The sequence below is a fragment of the Steroidobacter sp. genome (assembly GCF_036402275.1).
In the GTDB taxonomy this organism is placed as follows: Bacteria; Pseudomonadota; Gammaproteobacteria; order Steroidobacterales; family Steroidobacteraceae; genus Steroidobacter.
In genome coordinates, this window is the sequence record NZ_DASWTF010000034.1 from 1 (window position 1) to 18,245 (window position 18,245).

The 18,245-nt window shown below is 62.2% G+C and carries 13 protein-coding genes; 6 read left to right on the top strand and 7 right to left on the bottom strand.

Annotated elements, in window-relative coordinates; genetic code table 11:
- Positions 1-378: 378 nt before the first annotated feature.
- From VGD45_RS17890 to VGD45_RS17915, 6 genes are all read left to right on the top strand, one after another.
- Positions 379-879, top strand: coding sequence for a hypothetical protein (locus VGD45_RS17890; protein WP_331156701.1), 501 nt, complete (start codon positions 379-381; stop codon positions 877-879).
- Between the two features lie 30 nt (positions 880-909).
- On the top strand, positions 910-3,522 hold the full coding sequence (locus VGD45_RS17895; protein ID WP_331156702.1) for a hypothetical protein: 2,613 nt from the start codon (positions 910-912) through the stop codon (positions 3,520-3,522).
- Between the two features lie 33 nt (positions 3,523-3,555).
- Positions 3,556-8,520, top strand: a complete 4,965-nt coding sequence (locus VGD45_RS17900) for a hypothetical protein (RefSeq protein ID WP_331156703.1) — start codon at positions 3,556-3,558, stop codon at positions 8,518-8,520.
- Between the two features lie 32 nt (positions 8,521-8,552).
- A complete protein-coding gene (locus tag VGD45_RS17905; RefSeq protein WP_331156704.1) occupies positions 8,553-11,252 on the top strand; it encodes a hypothetical protein in 2,700 nt (899 codons plus the stop codon).
- Between the two features lie 541 nt (positions 11,253-11,793).
- On the top strand, positions 11,794-12,852 hold the full coding sequence (rsgA, locus tag VGD45_RS17910; RefSeq protein ID WP_331156705.1) for a ribosome small subunit-dependent GTPase A: 1,059 nt from the start codon (positions 11,794-11,796) through the stop codon (positions 12,850-12,852).
- Positions 12,853-12,983: 131 nt separating this feature from the next.
- Positions 12,984-13,373: a TraR/DksA family transcriptional regulator gene (locus tag VGD45_RS17915; protein WP_331156706.1), complete on the top strand. Its 390-nt coding sequence runs from the start codon at positions 12,984-12,986 to the stop codon at positions 13,371-13,373.
- Positions 13,374-13,401: 28 nt separating this feature from the next.
- On the opposite strand, the gene VGD45_RS17920 is transcribed toward VGD45_RS17915, so the two are convergent.
- Genes VGD45_RS17920 through VGD45_RS17950 form a run of 7 tightly spaced genes read right to left on the bottom strand, consistent with a single transcriptional unit; the run spans position 13,402 to position 18,218 of the window.
- Positions 13,402-13,941 (bottom strand): DUF4136 domain-containing protein, encoded by a 540-nt coding sequence (locus VGD45_RS17920; RefSeq protein ID WP_331156707.1) that lies wholly within the window; start codon positions 13,939-13,941, stop codon positions 13,402-13,404.
- Between the two features lie 7 nt (positions 13,942-13,948).
- Positions 13,949-14,713 carry a hypothetical protein gene (locus VGD45_RS17925; RefSeq protein WP_331156708.1) on the bottom strand — a complete coding sequence of 255 codons (765 nt, stop codon included), beginning with the start codon at positions 14,711-14,713 and terminating at the stop codon, positions 13,949-13,951.
- 26 nt (positions 14,714-14,739) lie between these two features.
- Entirely contained in the window at positions 14,740-15,033 is a 294-nt protein-coding gene (locus tag VGD45_RS17930; RefSeq protein WP_331156709.1) for a DUF4342 domain-containing protein, read from the bottom strand.
- Between the two features lie 29 nt (positions 15,034-15,062).
- On the bottom strand, positions 15,063-15,803 hold the full coding sequence (locus VGD45_RS17935; protein WP_331156710.1) for a LytR/AlgR family response regulator transcription factor: 741 nt from the start codon (positions 15,801-15,803) through the stop codon (positions 15,063-15,065).
- An 11-nt stretch (positions 15,804-15,814) separates the two neighbouring features.
- On the bottom strand, positions 15,815-16,882 hold the full coding sequence (locus VGD45_RS17940) for a sensor histidine kinase (protein WP_331156711.1): 1,068 nt from the start codon (positions 16,880-16,882) through the stop codon (positions 15,815-15,817).
- On the bottom strand, positions 16,882-17,775 hold the full coding sequence (locus VGD45_RS17945) for a LiaF transmembrane domain-containing protein (RefSeq protein ID WP_331156712.1): 894 nt from the start codon (positions 17,773-17,775) through the stop codon (positions 16,882-16,884). Before VGD45_RS17945 ends, VGD45_RS17940 begins: the two co-directional genes overlap by 1 nt.
- A complete protein-coding gene (locus tag VGD45_RS17950) occupies positions 17,772-18,218 on the bottom strand; it encodes a LiaF transmembrane domain-containing protein (protein WP_331156713.1) in 447 nt (148 codons plus the stop codon). Before VGD45_RS17950 ends, VGD45_RS17945 begins: the two co-directional genes overlap by 4 nt.
- Positions 18,219-18,245 lie beyond the last annotated feature (27 nt).

The following is an 18,245-nucleotide window of genomic DNA, read 5'->3' on the forward strand; positions in this document are numbered from 1 at the left end:
AGAAGTCGACGACGGCCTGTGGTCCGTATGGTTTATGGCGCACCTACTCGGACGCATCGACCTGCGCACCAAGAAGATTACCTATGTCCCGGTGTAAAGGATGGACCTGGACTGGTGTAAACGATGAACCCGGCTGGACACGCTCCCGGCGACGCGAACCACTGCGGCCTCCGACTCCTGTCCATGTAGTCGCAACGTAACTTTTATTCCTGCTCTGCTCTTCGGTAGCTCACTTAGGGCACGGCCTTAACCTGCTCGGTGCAGTTGTGACATGACCTGCAGTTTTCATTTGGCGCGACGCCATAAGTGGGAAACCCCTCATCAGGGTTCCGACCTTCGCTGTCGAGACCCACCAGGAGCGTCACCACCGGAACTGCAATGAAACTGTTTCTCACATTGCTCGTCACTCTGTCCGCGCTGCTGCCACAGCAAATATTTGCTGCAGAGCCACTCACCGCGAGCCTGGAAGCTCACAAAGTCGTAGCCGTCACAAACGGTAAGGAACAACTCACCAGCGCGGCGGAAGCGAAACCGGGCGATGTGATCGAGTATCGGGCCACGTACAAGAATGTTTCCAAAGCGCCCTTGCACTCCGTGATGGCCACGCTGCCGGTGCCCGCCACTGGAGTGGAACTGATGTTGAACAGCGCCACGCCAGCTGGCGTGGAAGCCAGCATCGAAGGCACACAGTTCGCGCCCGTCCCGTTGAAACGACTGGTGAAGATGCCGGACGGCACGCATCAGCAACAGCTCGTTCCCGCCACCGAATATCGATTCCTGCGTTGGCCGCTGGGCGACCTGCCTGCCGGCGCTAGTAAAACGGTAAGCGCCCGAGTGCGCGTCACCAACGAACCGACTCTGACCACGAGTCAGAAGTAACCCTCAGCGCGCAACACCTCGGGCACTCACATGTACAGCTGTATCAGTCATTACGTTCGCAAGCCGCGAGCCTTGAAAAGCGCGGCGCTGCTGATCATCGCCGCGATCTCGGTGACGATTGCGCAAGCAGCGCCGCCGGCGGGGGCGACGATCGGCAACCAAGCATCCGCGACCTATTCGGATGACTCGCAAATCACACGCACAGTGACTTCGAACACCGTCGTAACGACGGTGCAGCAGGTGGCGAGCTTGATCCTCTCCGCCGACGGCGCGAAGACAGCCACGGCCGGCGGCCAAGTGTTTTATCCGCATACGCTTGCGAATACCGGCAATGGCCCCGACACGTTCGCGCTGAGCTCAGGGGAAAGCGGCTCGTTCTCCTTCACGACACTTCAGTTTTACGCCGACGCCAACGGCGACGGCATACCCGACAGCAACTCGCCCATCACCTCGACGGGACAAATCGTCGCGGGCGGTGCTTTCAACTTCGTCGCCGTCGGCGCCGTGCCGAGTTCGGCCGTTGTCGGCAACACCAATGCCTTGACGGTGACGGCCACCAGCGCGTTCAACAACTCGGTCGCGGATTCCAACATCGACACGACGACGATCACCGCGCAGGGCGTGATCACTGTGACACACGCAATCGACACCGCGGCCGGCCCGTCGCCGTCAGTGACAGCGCGGACGTTGTCGATCACGTACACGAACACTGGCAACACGGTCGCTACCAACGTGACGTTGGCCAATGTGATTCCTTCCGGCTTCACATACGTCGCCGGCAGCGGGCGCTGGAGCGCAACCGGCAGCACCGTCCTCACCGATGCGGCAAGCGGCAATCAGAGCGGCATCACTTATGACTTCGGCGCGACGCAGTCGGGTCGAGTCACGGCGGTCATCGCCTCGGTCGCTCCCGGCGCGAGTGGCACACTCACCTTCCAAGTCAATGTGAATTCGAATCTGGCGCCGGGCGCGCATGCCGAAACCGCAAGCACCGCGACTTACACGTACCACGATGGCGCCAGCACCGTTGCAACGGCGAACACCAACACCGTTCAGTACACCGTCCAGCAAACCGTGGCTGTGCAGGTCGACCCTTCGACCGTCGCGTCGTCGGTTCAAGGCGGCACGGTGAGCTTCACCAACCCGGTGATCAACAACGGCAACGGCGTGGACACGTTCAACATGACGTTGGTCAATAACGCCTTCCCCGCTGGAACGACGTTTCAATTGTTTCGCGCCGATGGCGTCACGCCGCTCACGGACAGCAATGGCGACGGCGCCCCCGACACTGGCCCAATGAATGCGGGCACGACGCGAAACGTCGTCGTGGAGGCGACGTTGCCGACGGGCGTGGCTGGCGGTGGGGCATACACCATCGATCTAGTCGGCCGCTCCTTGATCGATCCGACTCAGTCGGACAGCGGCACGGACACGTTGACGACCATAAGCGCCAGCTCGGTCGATCTCACCAACAATAGTGCGAGCGGCTCAGGCGTCGGCGCTGGTCCGGAGCTCTCGGCAGTTTCGACTACGGCAGTCGCACCGGGGAGCACTGCTCGCATCACGCTCGTTGTTTCCAACAGTAGCGGCGCCGCCGACACTTATAACCTGAGCGCGACCACGGATAGCTCGCTGAACACGATCACGATGCCTGCCGGCTGGTCAGTGATGTTCCGTGATGCCAATGAAAACATCGTCAGCAATACAGGCGTCGTGAACGCCGCCGCGAGTCGCACGTTTTACGCCGATGTGACTGCGCCGGTCAGTGCCGCCGCGGACTTCGACATTTATTTCCGGGCAATCTCTCCGGCGACGGGATCGTCGGACGCCCTGCATGACGCGATCACTGTGAATACGACACGCACGCTCGTCCTCACCCCGAGCAACACAGGCCAGACGACGGCGGGCGCGGCGATCGTTTACACACACACCCTCGTGAACACCGGCAACGCCACTGAAGGTGACGGAGTGGGCAGCAGCGTCGCTCTCAGCATTGTGAGCACGGCCGGCTTCACCAGCGTCGTGCATTGGGATCGAAACAATGACGGCGTACTCGATCCCGCCGATCCCATCGTCACCGACCTTGCCACGCTGACCGGCGGCACGAATGGCGCCAGCACCGCGGCTGGCTTGACGCCGGGTGAGAGTGCGCGACTGTTCGTCAAAGTCACTACTGCTCCGGGTTCGCCGATTGGCCTCAGCGACACCGCTACCTTGACGGCCACAACCACCGGCGTCATCAGCGGCGCGGCGGCTCCATCGGCGGTGTTTGTGACAGACACGACCAGCGTGATCGCGTCGTCGGTCACGCTCGTCAAAACCCATGCGCTCGATCAAGCCTGCGACGGCACAGCAGACTACGCGTTCACTGCCTCGAACTTCGGCACGGGCGCCTTTCCGGGCGCATGCTTGCGATATCAAATTACGGCGACGAATACTGGCAGCATGGATGTTTCCTCGCTGATCGTCAGCGATGCGACGCCCACGTACACGACGTATCACGCGACCGTGCCGGCGGCGTCGACGGTCGGAACCGTCTCTGCACCGGCAGGCGGGGCAACGGGGACGGTTCAGGCAACCGTTGGCACGCTGAGCCCAGGCCAGAGCGCCACGCTGACCTTCGGCGTGCGAATCGATCAGTGACGGCCCCGGTAGTGCAACCAGAGACCGCACTGCATGCAGCGCCCGGTCCCAACCTGCCTGCGCCCGCTCCTTCTGGTGACACTCGCGGTAGCGGCGCTTTTCACTGCTGCGGCGAGGTCACAGACGACGACGGCTTCCGCCGGCTGGCTGGTCCTCAATCAGGCGCATGCGTCGTATCTCGAGCACCCTGGCGCACCTTCAGTCGCGCTTTCATCGAATGTGACCCAAGCGCTGGTGCCGTTGGAGCCGCCGCATATCCAGTGGTACAACGACGCCGGCTTCAGTCGCCAGGCGACCGTGGCTGATCACGGTCAGTCGATGTACGTGCAGGTAACATCCGATGGCTGCGACGTGAATTCGCAGAGCGTCGATCACGTGCGGATCGTCATCAGCACCGACGTCTCGCTGGACGAAGAAATCTACGACGGCGTCGAGACCGCTGCCGACACTGGCATCTATCGCATCGTCGGCCCGGTGCGCCTCGCCGGCCGCCGCACGGCGACCGTACAGCACAACGAAGTCCTCGAAAGCAGTCTGCAGGACGTAGTGCAAGCGTGGGTGGACGGCTGCGGCTCCGGCACGGCGTCGGATTCGCTGCTCATCGATCCTGCAGGCATTTTGTTCGACAGCCAGACGAACGAACCAATCAGTGGCGCAACCGTCCGCCTGATCGATGTGACTGGCGCGGGCAACGGCGGCTTCCCGGGCGGTGCCGCAGTCGTCTTTGGATTCGACGGTGTGACGCGATTGCCAAGCGAAGTTGTTACATCCGACGACGGCACGTATCAATTTCCGTTGGTCGCGCCCAGCGTGTATCGGCTGATCGTCACGCCGCCTGGCGATTATCGTTTTCCGTCGACGGCCGGACTCGATGAGCTGGCTGTTTCACGCTTGGTTCGAGCGGGATCGCACGGCCAGGACTTCGAAGTGAATGTCGATACCGGCACGGTGTTCCTGGATATCCCTCTCGACAGCCCTGCCGACGGGCTGTTCCTGCAGAAAAAAGCATCGCGCGATGCCGTCGAGATTGCGGACACGCTGCAGTACACGGTTGTCATGCGGAACACCAGCGGACTCGATCTGTCGCGGCTCACGCTCACGGACAGCTTGCCACCAGGATTCTCGTACTTGAAGAACAGCGCCAGGCTCGATGGCGTCGCGATAGCGGATCCGAGTGGCGGCAAAGGGCCGATTCTCGAATTCCCCCTCGAGACTCTGGAGGCGACGGATCGCACACTGACGTATCGCGTGGCCGTCGGCCCTGGCGCTCACGAAGGCGACGGCGTCAATCGCGCTGTCCTGCGCAGCTCTTCTCCCGCCCGCAAAGTTAGTAACACTGCTTCTGCTGCCGTGAAGGTTGAAGGGGGCGTGTTCGACGACCGCGCTTACGTGCTCGGCAAGATTTTCGCCGACTGCAACGCGAACTCTGTTCAAGATGCCGGCGAGCCTGGCCTGCCACGCGTACGGCTGTATATGGAGGACGGCAGCTTCGTCATCAGCGACAACGAAGGGAAGTACAGCTTTTATGGCGTGTCGCCGAGGACTCACGTGTTGAAGGTCGATGCGACCACTTTGCCGGCCAATGTGACTTTGATGCCGATCTCGCAGCGTCATGCGAGAGACGGCAATAGCCAGTTCATCGACATCCACCGCAGTGAGATGCATCGCGCGGACTTCGCTGTCGGCCCGTGCAGCGACTCGCTGATGCGCGCGCTCGCGCCCGCTGATGATCCTTCAGACACCGCCGAATCGAACAGCAACACTCTTGGTCGTGAGTTGAATCTCGGCTTAAAGAACGAACTGAAGCCCGCCGGGGAAGCCAACGTTGGCGACACCCGCGGCGTTGCGGCCAGCGGCATCATCGGCGATACCACACAGAAGCCAACATACTTTGCGAATACTTCTGCTGTAGTCGCCATGGCAGAGACGGCGCGCGGAGCGACCCTGCAAGCGAGGCTCGCCGGAATCGATAACAGCGCCGACTTCGTCGGCTTGATCGACGGCGATCGGCTGGGCACCCGCCAGATCACGGTGGTGGTGAAGGGCCCGGCCGGTTCGACCTTTGATCTCAAGATCAATGATCGCTTGGTTACTAGTGATCGCGTTGGCACGCGCATCGTCGACAACCAACGCAAGATCGAGGCTTGGGAGCTCATCGGAGTCGAACTGAACCCCGGCCGCAACTCTCTGCAGCTCGTGCAGCGTGACCCTTTCGGTAACGCACGCGAGATTCGCGAGATCAGCCTGATCGCGCCCGATCAAATGGCTCGCATAAACGTAAGCGTTCCCACAGCAGGGGTGCCCGCCGATGGCGAACACGTCGCGCATGTTCGAATCGACCTGAAAGACGAGCACGACGTTGTCGTCGCCGCCCGCACGCCCGTGACACTCGAATCCACGCTGGGCACGTGGGACATCGGCGATCTGGATCCGAACGAGCCAGGCACGCAGATTTTCGTCGAAGGCGGCCAAGCTCAGTTCCCTCTGCGCTCTCCCACAACGCCGGGCACAGCGATCATTCTTGCCACCAGCGGCCACGTTTCCGCGGAAACGCATCTCAACTTCGTGCCGGCGCTGCGCCCACTCGTCAGCGCCGGCCTGATCGAGGGCACGCTCGATCTCAGCAAGTTCGACATGAATGCCCTGACGCCCGCGCGTCGCGAAGACGGCTTCGCGCAAGAGCTACGCCAATTTTCCGCACGCAACGGCGAGCTGACCGGCGGTGCGCGCGCCGCATTGTTTCTGAAGGGCAAAGTACGTGGCGACTACTTGCTGACTCTCGGCTACGACTCCGACAAGGATTCTCGCGAACGCCTGTTCCGAGACATTCAGCCCGATCGTTTCTATCCGGTGTACGGCGACAGCTCCGTCAAAGGCTACGACGCGCAATCCACCTCGCGCCTATACGTGCGCATCGACAAGGATCGTTCCTATTGGCTGGCCGGCGACTTCACCACGCAGAGCTTGAGCCTGGAACGCAAGCTGGGCGCCTACAACCGCAGCCTGACCGGAATCAACGAGCGCTACCAGCGCGGCCCCATCGCCATCGATGCATTCGCAAGTCACGACAATGCCCGCCAGGTCGTGGAAGAGATTCCGGCGAACGGCACATCGGGCCCGTTCTTCCTCAGCAACACCTCTGCATTGGAAAACAGCGAGCAGGTCGAGATCGTCACCCGCGACCGTGACCAGCCCGCCGTAATCCTGAGCGCGATTCCTCAGCAGCGCTTTACTGACTACGAAATCGAGCCGCTCACCGGACGCATTTTGTTCCGAGCGCCGATTCCCTCGGTCGATCAGCACCTCAACCCAGTCTCCATTCGCATCACCTATGAAGCCGAACAAGGCGGCGAGGACTTCTGGACCACGGGCGTCGACGCACAGGTGCAGCTAAACAAAGTCGTCAAGCTCGGTGCGGCCGTGATCGACGACCAGAATCCCGAGGAAGAACGACGCATATACAGCACCAACGCGACCTTCACGCTGGGCAAGCACACGCAACTCGTCGGCGAGATTGCGCATACGCGGCCCGGCGATGCCGCTAACGGTAACGGGCAACGCCTTGAGCTGCTCCACGATGGCGCCGACCTGCAACTGCGCGCGTTTGCCAGTCACACTGACGCGGAGTTCGACAATCCGTCTTCCTATCTCTCCGCCAATCGCGAGGAAGCGGGTGCGAAGGCCAGCTATTCGATCACGGAGCGATTGCGCATCCTCGGTGAAGCACTACACAGCGCCGATGTGACCAACGACGCCTCGCGCAGGGGCGGGTTGTTCGGCATCGAGCAGAGCTTCAGCTACAACATCAAAGGTGAAGTGGGCCTGCGGCGCGTGAACGACGAGTCCGCCACTGGCGAGACTTCGAACACGACCAGCGTTAGCACGCGCTTGACGACGCCGCTGCCCTTCTTCAAACGCGCGGCACTCTTCGGCGAGTACGAGCAAGACATCGCCGTTTCCGACAACAAAGTCGTTGCTGCCGGCGGCGAATATCGCCTCGCCGGGCGCAGCCGCCTGTACGCGCGACACGAGTTCATTTCTTCGCTCGCAGGTCCCTACGAGCTGGATCCGAGCAAAGAGCGCAACACCACCGTATTCGGCGTCGATACCAGTTATCTGACCGACAACCACGTTTTCAGCGAGTACCGTATCGCCGACGCTCTCAGCGGTCGCGAAGCTCAGGCCGCCATCGGTTTGCGCAACGGCTGGCAGCTGGCGCGGGGCGTTCGCATTCACACGACTGCCGAACGCGTTGACGCGCTCGATAACGCCTCGCAGAACGAAACATCAGCGCTGACGGGCGCGCTCGAGTACACGCGCAATTCCTTGTGGAAGGGCACCGCGCGCTTAGAACTCCGCGACGCAAGCAACGGTGACGGCTTGCTGTCGACCTTCGGCTTGGCGAGCAAGCTATCCGACGAGTGGACCTTCCTCGGCCGCAACGCATACGCCCTGACGCGCAACGATAGCCAGGACGATCGCGCCCAGGAACGGTTGCAACTGGGCTTCGCCTATCGCGACAGCGACACCAATCGCGTCAACGGACTGTGGCGCTATGAGCTCAAAACGGAAGAAGGCGTGGAGATCGACGTAAAACGCGTCGTGCACATCTTCTCCACCCACATGGACTATCAGTACGCCGGTCGCACGCTCGTGCGAGGCCAATATTCCACTAAGCTCGCCCACGAAAGGACAGCTGAGGGTCGCTACGACACCAGAGCCCATCTGGTCGGCGGCCGCGTCACTCGCGACGTCGGCTCGCGCTTCGATATCGGCGCACACGTTCGAGCGCTGATGAGCGAATCGTTCTCGTCAGGCCAGGGTGGCGTCGGGGCGGAGCTCGGCTTCTTGATGATGAGTAATCTGTGGTTATCCGCCGGCTACAACGTGCTTGGCTTTCGTGACGACGATCTCGCCGGGGACGAATACACGCGCCGCGGCGCCTACCTGCGCATGCGATTCAAGTTCGACGAATCGTTGCTGGGGCAGCTGCAATGATCAGGAAATGCAGCGCTAGCTTGTGGCTTTGCATGGTGTTGCTCGCGCTGTTCAGCGCCACTGCAGCGCATGCGAGCTGCACCGATCAAGGCTGCGTGATGACTGGGCCGCGGCTCGCGAGCATCGATTCCACGCAAGTCGCGCTGCTCAATGCGCTGCTCGGCAATCTCACCGGGTCCAGCGTCAACGTGAATGTGTTGGACTGGCAAAACCTCGCGGGTGGCAGCGTGAACGTGGTGCAGATGCTCAATGTGTTGCAAACCTCGCTGAGCGTATCGAGTCCGTCGCAGGCGCTGGCCACGAACACGACTTTGCTCCAGATCCTGAACGCGGCGGCAGCTGCCACTGTCGGTGGTAACGCCGCGTCGGTCTCTTCATCGCTTGCGAATGTCGCCGCACCTCTCAGTGTGCCTTTGGGGAATATTGCGCTCGGCGATTTGCTCAATATTACAGGTGCGGCTGGACAGACGAGCATCGACGCGCTGGACCTGGTCGTCGGCTTGGTTCAGTTGTACAACTACCGCAACGTCGTCACGACCAGCGCGCCCGTTGCAGTGAGCGCCGCAGGCGTAACCGGGGTCAACAACGTAACGCTCGCCGCGCAAGTGATCGAGCCGCCGCTCTATGTGTGTGGGCCGTTCGGCACCGCTTTTCACAGCGCGGCCATTCGCATCAAGCTCAACCTGACATTGCCGGCGCAGGCGCCGCTGCTGAACATCCTCAATGGCATCACGGGCGTTACGAACTCCAGCGTGACGCTCGGCTCGGCTCTTAATTTGTATGTCGAAGTGGCGCGCGCCGAAGGGACCATTGGCACGCTCAACGCCATCACCAACACGTTCAGCGCTCAAGTCACGCCGGGCGTCGCGGATATGTACATCGGCTCGATCTCCGACAACGTGTTCTTCAATCGTGCGGCGACGATCACGCAGGCGAGCTTCACACCCGCTTCGTTCGGCACTCTGTCGCTGACTGCGCTCGGATTGATTCCGGTTAACGGCACCATAGCCATCAAAGCGTATGCGCGCGGTCAGTTGCCTTCGCCGACCACGATGAACTTCAGCCCGCCCTATCCTCAGACTCAGACGGCCTCCACCGGCGCGGGCTTCGCGGCGAATCTGGTGAGCACGTTGCTGGGAAATCTCACGGTGTCCGTGACGTTGAGCTCGCTGCCCATCGTGAATCTGGATGTGCTGATCGGCAACGTGCTTCGACCGACCATCAGTAGCACCCTCTCGCCCATTCTCAGCGGCTTGACGACCATCGTGATCGATCCGTTGTTGAGCTTGCTCGGCATGGAGCTTGGAGAGGCGGTCGTGACAGCGTATGGCGTGTATTCGCTGTGCGCCGTGACTGGCAATGTTTATAGCGACGCCAACCATAACGCCTTCATGGATCCGTCCGAGGGCGGCACCGGCCAGACTTTGTACGCGAAGCTGATTCAAACGTCGTATCCGACTCGAGCGTTGCAGGTTGCGACGGTCAATACGTCCACTGGCGCTTTCAGCTTCACGAACGTAGCCACCGATAGTTACGCTGTTCTGATCGACACGAACAATACGGCGACCGATGTGGCTATGACGACGCCGGCAGCCTGGTTTCCGACGGAAGTCCCGACGATGACTCGCGCGCTCACGATCGCCACTCGCGATGAGCCGAATCAGAACTTCGGTCTCTTCAATGGCAGCAAGCTCACGGGGCGCGTGTTCCAGGATGATGGTGCGAGTGGCAGCATCGCTAACAACGTCGTTCGCGAGATTAGTGAAATCGCTCTGCCGGGTGTGCCAGTGCGCGCGACCGACGGCACGGGCAATGTGATCTACGATTCGACCAGCACCGTCGGTGACGGCGCGTACACACTGTGGATTCCCGCGTCCGCGGGCGTCACCGCGGTAAAGATCACGGAAGCCAACACGGGATCATTCGTGTCTACCGGCGCAGTCGTTGGTAACACGGGCGGGAGCTACGATCGAGCGACGGATACCGTCACGTTTACCAATGCGGTCGGGACGGTTTACGTGGGTGTGAACTTCGGCGATGTGCGGGCGAATCGATTCGACACGGATGGGCGACAAAGCATCCTGCCGGGCAATGTCGCATTTTATCTCCATCGCTATGTCGCCGGCACCGCGGGCGTCATCACGTTCAGCGCCACAGCGCCTGGCACTGCCGGGTGGAGTCACACGCTGTTCCTGGATACGAACTGCGATGGCACGATAAACGGTGCCGAGGCGCCACTATCCGGTGGGATCCCTGTCGTCGCGACCGAAAGTGTTTGCATCCTGGCGCGGGTGTCCGCATCCGAGACGGCAGCTTATAACGATCAGTATCCACTGGCGCTGAACGCGACCTTCGCCTTCACCAATAGCTCGCTCATCGATGCACTGGCGCGCAACGACCTCACTGTCATCGGCGACCTCGGCGAAGCCGGCCTGCACCTGACCAAGACCGTTGACCGCGCCAGCGCGCTGCCTGGCGAAGCGTTGCTCTACACGATCACTTACACGAACCACAGCAGTGGACCGCTGACCACGATCAAGATTCACGACTCAACGCCGGCGTACACAGTCTTCAACGCCGCCACGTGCGGCACCTTGGCCGCCGGCCTCACCAACTGCACAACCACGACCGCACCCACGGCTGGGGCCACAGGAAACATCGAGTGGACGCTGACCGGCGACCTGCTGCCAGGAGCCACTGGCACGGTAACGTTTCAGGTGACGATCCAATAAACACTGCTCTGCTCCCTCGAACCCACCGCCGACGTTTCTGCGAAGGTCGCTGGGGGTATGTCCTCCCGGCAATTGGGACCAGCAGGGACGCTGGCCCAATAGCGTACGAACTCACAGGCGAGAATGCCGGTTAGCCATAAGCGGCGGGAAGTCAACGCCGCGATTGGTGATGGTGGAATGGACGTACAAGCAGGCGACACGCGCCAGCGTGGCGAGGCGGGTGCAGCGGTGCCGGGAGGGCATACCCCCGGCGGCCTTCGCGAGCCACCGACGTTTCCTCTTCATACGCATTGGCTTGCCCACCAAGGCGGAGACGAGTACGCTTCCCATCCCTTCTTACCAACCCAGAGAGAGAGGTCCAGAGAACTATGACTGCGCGAACTGCGATCTCCGCCGGGTTGCTGCTGCAAACCACTCGGGTCGGTACTCGCTGATCTGATTGCGCCCGCCACGCGGCGGGCCTTGCGTTCACCCCGGCGTTGCTACGCCCGTTCCTCGCAACAGGAGCGGATGTCGTGTCGCATTCCATTGGGGTTCACGCATGTCATCTTCCGCCTTTTCTCTGGCCCGCCTCGGCTGGCGTCCCTTTCATTCGCAGCAACTCACGTTGCAAGACCTCGACACCGCTCATCCCGCGCGCGTGTCCAGCGTGCATCGAAGCGGGCTGATTGTTATCTCCGAGCAGGGATCGACTACGGTCACAATCCCGCCGCGCTTGCTCGAATCTCGCGAGCTGCCGATCACCGTCGGCGACTGGGTCCTGATCGAGCACGCTGCACCTCGCGTGCAACGCGTCCTCGCGCCGTACTCCGTGATCAAACGTCAGGCCGCTGGCACAGATCATCGTGTGCAGACCATCGCAGCGAATCTGGACACGCTGTTCGTAGTCACCTCCTGCAACGACGATTTCAATCTGTCGCGGCTGGAACGCTATCTCGCGCTAGCGTACGAGGCACAAGTGGAACCGGTAATCGTAATCACCAAGGCCGACTTGTGCGCCGATCCCGACGCTTACATCGACCAGACCAACACGCTGGGCACTAATGAAATCACCATCGCCGTGAACACCATGGACACCACCGTAGCTACGACTCTGGCTCCGTGGCTGCAGCCCGGCCAGACAGTGGCATTCGTCGGTTCCTCCGGCGTCGGCAAGTCCACGTTGGTGAACACACTGATCGGTCAATCGCATCAAGCAACGAGCGGCATCCGGGAGGACGACAGCAAAGGACGGCACACCACCACGTCGAGAGAAATGTTTCCGCTCGAAGGCGGCGCATGGATCATCGACACGCCCGGCATGCGCGAGCTCAAGATCGGCGCGATCGGCAGCGGCTTACGCACGGTATTCGACAACGTCGAGTCGCTCGCCGGGCAATGTCACTTTCGCGACTGTCGCCATGAGTCCGAAGCCGGCTGTGCGGTGCTCGCCGCTATCGCAGCTGGGAATCTCGACCCGCGTCGGTTGGCGAGCTATCGGAAGCTGCAGCGCGAAGCCGCTCTAGCCGAAATGTCCACTCGCGAGCGCCGCGCCCGCGATAAGCAGTTCGGCCGCATCACGGCATCCGCGCTGAAGATCAAGGAGAAACGCAAACGTTGACACTGGTCGCTCACACGCTTGAATGAAGATTACCGACACGGCCTCGTGCCCCGCCCATCATCACTCGGGAGGCAGGAACCCGCCGCTCGGCGGCGGGTTACTTATCAGTCCAAGTATGAGAGTGAACGGATATGGTCGATCAAACGCAGGCGCTGGACTTCAAGCTTCGGTTGCGGGAGCGCGCGGCACAGCTGCGCGATGAGTTACAACGTACGCGCGCGAAGTCGGTCGATGAGACGCCGGGGAATGTTGCCGAGCGCGCACGGGACAGCGAGGACGATTCGTTCGCGACGTTGATCGTCGACACCAATCTCTCGGAGATCGAGCGAGACGTGGACGAGTTGCGGATGATCGACTCGGCGCTGCAGCGGATCAATGCAGGCACTTACGGCAACTGCGTGGATTGCGGCCAGTCGATCCCGTTTGCTCGCTTGCGAGCAGAGCCAACGGCGGAACGCTGCGTGCAGTGTCAGGAGTTGTACGAAAAGACGCACGTGTCAGCCCGCACGCCGAGCCTCTAACGCACATCTACAGACAGGGCGGCGTCGACTAGTTCGGCGCCCGGTCCGGATATCTCTCCAGCACTTTCGCCACGATCTCACGAGCCTCGTCCTCGTTCAGCTCGGCCTTGGCGAAAGTGGCGTCGAGCGAGCCGCTCCACACTTGCGCGTTCTTGGCGGCATCGACGATATCGATGGTGAAGGTCCCGGCCTGTTCGTTTCTTTTGCCGATGGGCAGGCTGACGCCGATACCGCCACCGATGCCGCCGGAGCCGCCGCCCGCGCCAACGCCGACGCTCGGTTTGTTTTTCGGCCGCTCGTGGACGTCGAGCACGTAAGTCACGCGGCAGTCCGCCTTCTCGGCCTCGGAATAGCCCTTTTCCTTGAGCTTCGCGAGCACCTCGGTTTTCACGCGCTGCTCCGTCAGCGTCGCCGGCTGCTGCGGTGTCGGGATCCATGCGAACGTCTTGCAGTTCGGCAATCCGCCTTCCGCCTGGTCCACCCGCACGCGCGAGGGCGCTGTCGCCGTGCAGCCCGCAAGCAGCGCGACACACACCATCAAGCCCGGAAATACAACAGCGGTTCTCATGGAAGCCTCAAGGATCGTATTCGTAATGCCATGGTTCATACGGCGATTGCAGCGGCCCGCGGAAGCGTGTGCCCTCCATGGCTATTTGCAATTTTCGAGTCCAGCCCGGCTCATCCCAATTGCGCTTGACCGTCGCCGTCTCGGTAGGCGCCACGATAGCGCCGTCCTTCATGATCTGGAAATCGATGGCTCGCAGCTGGCCGTGCCGGGAAATCCCCGGCGCGGCGAGCGGCGCGGCCGTCGGCGGACGCCAACGAGTCAGAAATTGTTTGAAGCGTTGCACCGAATCTGCTTCGTCCGGCGAGCCATATGCAGGCTTGCCGATCTCGGCCAGCGCCTGCTTGTGCAACGACGCAGCCACCTTTGCGACCGACTTGTTTGTATTGAAACGAGTGATCTGCAGTTCCAGGCTGCGCGCTTCGGTGTTGGCGTACAGGGTGTAACCGGGATTCTGCGCTTCGAATCGCTTGCGCACCCGTTCGGTCTCATCGAGCAAGGCGCGATATTCGGGCGATCGCGTGTGCGCGTGGATCTCGTCGCTCGACCAGCTCCAACGCGTGCGCAACTCGCCTCCGGCGCGAAGGTACGCCCGCGCCGCCAGTAAGCGCCTTGGCGTACCCTCGATCTCCTTCAGCGCGGCCGCGGTCTTTTCCGGCAGGCTCGAAGCAATGTGCTGCACGTAACGGTCGAGCGCATCGTCGGTCGACGCCGTCGCGTGCAGCGGCGCAAGCAGCACGACCATGAGCGTCATAATGCCGATGCGCCTCGCCATTCATCTCCTCACATCACATCGAAACATCACATCGAAGGCGTCACGGTGGGCGGCGTCTCGACTTCTTTCTCGATGACGATGGAGCCCTTCAGCACCAGCGCGGCAATCGCGCCGATGGCGGCGAGCTGTGGCGCGAGCAGCGTGCCCACGACGCCCAACGTCAACGGAACGTCGATCAATACGCGACCCTCCTCGTTCTTGATGATCACCCGGCGCACGTTGCCCGCCCGGACGATCTCCTTGAGCTTGGCCAGCAGGGTATCGCCGCTGAACTGAAATTCTTCTGAACGCGGCGGCTCGTTACGAGTGCTCTCGGTCATGGCAGTGTTCCCTCCGGAAAACGGTGAGTTCATCCGATCAACTCCTTGAGCTTGGTGTGTCCCGTCCGCGACATCGGCAGCTTGGTGCCATCCGACAGGATGGCCAGCCAGCTGTCCTTGCCGTACAGGTCGATGCGCGCCAGGCGTTCCACGTTCAGGATGAACGAGCGATGGATACGCACAAAACGCGTGGGATCCAGCTGAGTTTCCAGGTCGCTCATGGTTTGTTGCTTGCGCAGCCGTTTGCCGGCGGCGGCGAACGACAGGTAATCGTCCTGCGCCTCGATGAAGTCGATGCGATCCATCGGCAACACGTGCACGCGACCTTCGTGACGAATCAAGATGCGCTCCAGCGTCCGCCCCGGCGGACGCGCGGCGGCGGACAGCTGCTCCGCCGACGGCGCGGGCGTCTTGTTCCGCAAACGCTCCGCGGCCCGTTCGACAGCCGCGGCCAAGCGCGGCGGCTCCACCGGTTTAAGCAAATAATCCACGGCATGCACTTCGAAGGCGCGCAGCGCGAACTCATCGAACGCCGTCGTGAAGATCACGGCGGGCGCGCGTTCCGCGAGCAATTCCAGCACTTCGAAGCCCGACAGCTTCGGCATCTGGATGTCGAGAAACATCAGGTCGGGGTTGAGCTCCTCAGCCAGCTTCACGGCCTCGAAGCCGTTGGCCGCCTGACCGACGATTTCAATATCGGGCAGCTTGGACAAATGCTCGGCGAGGATGGAGCGGGCCAGGGTTTCATCGTCGACGATCAGGACACGCACGGGAGCTTCCTTCAGGAGGTTGCCGATTGGCTGCTGACGGCCGGCAGCAGAATCGAGACGCGGAACGCGGTCTCGCTGGCGTCGACGTCGACGCTGGCGCGATGACCGCACAATGTTTCTACACGCGAGCGCACGTTGACCAGGCCGACGCCGGTGCTGCGCGAGGGCGGCCGGTCGGGGTCGCACGGATTGGCGACCACCAGCTCCAGAAACCCTTCACGCCGACGCGCTTGCACGCACACCTCGCCGCCCTCGAGCAGATGCGCCACCCCGTGATGAACCGCATTCTCTACCAAAGGTTGCAACATCAGCGGCGGCACGGCCACATCCTTCACGTCATCGGCGATGTCGAAACTGGCGCGCAACCGATCGCCGAAACGCACCTGCTCGATGGCAAGGAAAGTTTCGGCCAGCGACACTTCCTCGGACAGCGGAATCGCCTGCTGCCGCGCCAGCGTTAGGCTCTTGCGGAAGAAGTTCGCCATCAGGAAACACATCTGCCGCGCTGCCTGCGTGTCATTGCCGATCAGCGCCGCCACCGAGTTCAAGCTGTTGAACAAGAAATGCGGATCGAGCTGCGCGCGCAGCGACTTCAACTCCGCCTCACGCGCCAGCACCTGCAATTCCAGCGCGCGCCGCTCGGCGTTACGCGAACGTTGAAACGCGCCGGCCAGATAGTGACCCAGCACCGCCAGCGACATGCCAATGGCGCCGGCGAATATCAGCAGCGGCAACACACTCGTCGACGATTCGGGGTAGACCTCGCCCTCGGGCACCAGCCACATCGCCCACCCGTAGGCGATGGCGATCCACACGATCAGCGACACGATGCCGGCGATCGCCCAGGTGATGACCATGCGCACCACGGGCGTGTCGTCCGCCGGCATGGCCTGAACGATGTACCAGAACGACAGCGACTGCAGTCCGAGCACGATCGCCACTGGCACAGCGAATTCGAGTGACCAGTCCACTGGCGCATTGCCGCCGAATACGAATACGACGGTCAGCAGCAGGCCGAACACCACCCACACGCCGAGGTACAGCATCAGCCGCCGGCGATGTTGGAAGATCGGGTGCATCAGTTTTTGATCTCGACGCCGGCCATCACGATCATGCCCCTGATGACCAGGTGCTTGGTCGGCACGACGGTGGTGGGGCGCCGCTTGTCGATGAAGCCCGCCAGCAGCGTCGTGACTTCGCTGGTCACGGTCCAGTCCGGCGGCACGAAGATTTCCACGCCGCCCCAGAACGAAAACACTTCGACCACGGCGGTATCGCCTTCCATGCGCGCGCTGGTCAAGTCGAGCTTGATGCCGCCCATGAGAGCATTGAGATCGGCGCCGCGGAAGGGCCGTGAAACGGGGCGCAATTCATGCGCCGACAGCAGTGCGAACGAACGCACGAACTCGGCGTGATCGTCGGAAGTCGAGCTGCCAAAGTTGGTAGCACCGGGCGTGTGACTGGCAGCGCCGCCAGGTCCACCAGGACTGCTGGGACCGTTGGTCTTTGGCGGTGGCGTGGGGTCGCTGCTGCCCTTGGGCGGACCGGACAGCGAACGAAACACCAGCACGCCGCCGATGAACAACAAAATGCCCGGCACCAGCACGTCGCGCAGATCGAAGTGCAGCCAGCCGAGTCTGGCGAGGAAGACCCAGGCGCCGACCGTGATGAACACCCAGCCCCAACTGCGGGGGCGCTTGTGCTCAGGATGGCGGACCATGACGACGCCGACCGCCACGAGCACGAGCGGCCACAGGAGACGTATCACGTGGCGCGCGTCCCACCAGCCCAGGTTGTCGGCCAGCAGCAGGCCACCAAGCAGGATGATTACGATGCCGACGATGAGTCGGGTCGAGAATATATCGCGCGGACCCTGCGGCGAGCGCGGATGCAAGGGCCAGTCGAAACCGTGATCGTGATGGCGATCGCGCGCTGGATCGCGATCGGGATCGCCAGGTGGAGCAGAATTCATGAGACACCGTTACCCGGACCGCTGCCGGCAGTCGGCGGCGGCCCATCGTCATGCCGGTGCAGGATGAACCCGAGGCCGGCCGCGATCACGAAGATCGGCCACGCGCCTCCCCAGCCCAGCCCCCACCAGTCGAACAAACCGAACAAACAGTACAGGCCGGTGGCGAGCATCCACACCCCGCCGACCCGATCGAGATGGCGACTGGGCATCGCCAGCCCCCACACGCCGAATGCGATCAGCAGCCATGGCAAATACTGCCACCATCCCACCGGCAGGCCGAAGCCCAGGTTCACCGCCAGCATCAACGCGCCCAGCACCAGCAGGAAAATACCCATCACCAGCCGGGAGCGGCGCGGGCGCTGTGCGGATTCATCTTTCATCGAGCGACTCCAGCCGTCGCCGGCCGGCAGGTCGATGCGGGACAGTGACGGATTGACGACCATGGGCTCCGAACTTAAGGACTGCCGGGC

Excerpts from the sequence above, each read along its gene's own strand:
- VGD45_RS17890 (WP_331156701.1), top strand. The coding sequence starts at position 379 with ATGAAACTGTTTCTCACATTGCTCGTCACTCTGTCCGCGCTGCTGCCA.
- VGD45_RS17895 (WP_331156702.1), top strand. The coding sequence starts at position 910 with ATGTACAGCTGTATCAGTCATTACGTTCGCAAGCCGCGAGCCTTGAAA.
- VGD45_RS17900 (WP_331156703.1), top strand. The coding sequence starts at position 3,556 with ATGCAGCGCCCGGTCCCAACCTGCCTGCGCCCGCTCCTTCTGGTGACA.
- VGD45_RS17905 (WP_331156704.1), top strand. The coding sequence starts at position 8,553 with ATGGTGTTGCTCGCGCTGTTCAGCGCCACTGCAGCGCATGCGAGCTGC.
- rsgA (WP_331156705.1), top strand. The coding sequence starts at position 11,794 with ATGTCATCTTCCGCCTTTTCTCTGGCCCGCCTCGGCTGGCGTCCCTTT.
- VGD45_RS17915 (WP_331156706.1), top strand. The coding sequence starts at position 12,984 with ATGGTCGATCAAACGCAGGCGCTGGACTTCAAGCTTCGGTTGCGGGAG.
- VGD45_RS17920 (WP_331156707.1), bottom strand. The coding sequence starts at position 13,941 with ATGAGAACCGCTGTTGTATTTCCGGGCTTGATGGTGTGTGTCGCGCTG.
- VGD45_RS17925 (WP_331156708.1), bottom strand. The coding sequence starts at position 14,713 with ATGGCGAGGCGCATCGGCATTATGACGCTCATGGTCGTGCTGCTTGCG.
- VGD45_RS17930 (WP_331156709.1), bottom strand. The coding sequence starts at position 15,033 with ATGACCGAGAGCACTCGTAACGAGCCGCCGCGTTCAGAAGAATTTCAG.
- VGD45_RS17940 (WP_331156711.1), bottom strand. The coding sequence starts at position 16,882 with ATGCACCCGATCTTCCAACATCGCCGGCGGCTGATGCTGTACCTCGGC.
- VGD45_RS17945 (WP_331156712.1), bottom strand. The coding sequence starts at position 17,775 with ATGAATTCTGCTCCACCTGGCGATCCCGATCGCGATCCAGCGCGCGAT.
- VGD45_RS17950 (WP_331156713.1), bottom strand. The coding sequence starts at position 18,218 with ATGGTCGTCAATCCGTCACTGTCCCGCATCGACCTGCCGGCCGGCGAC.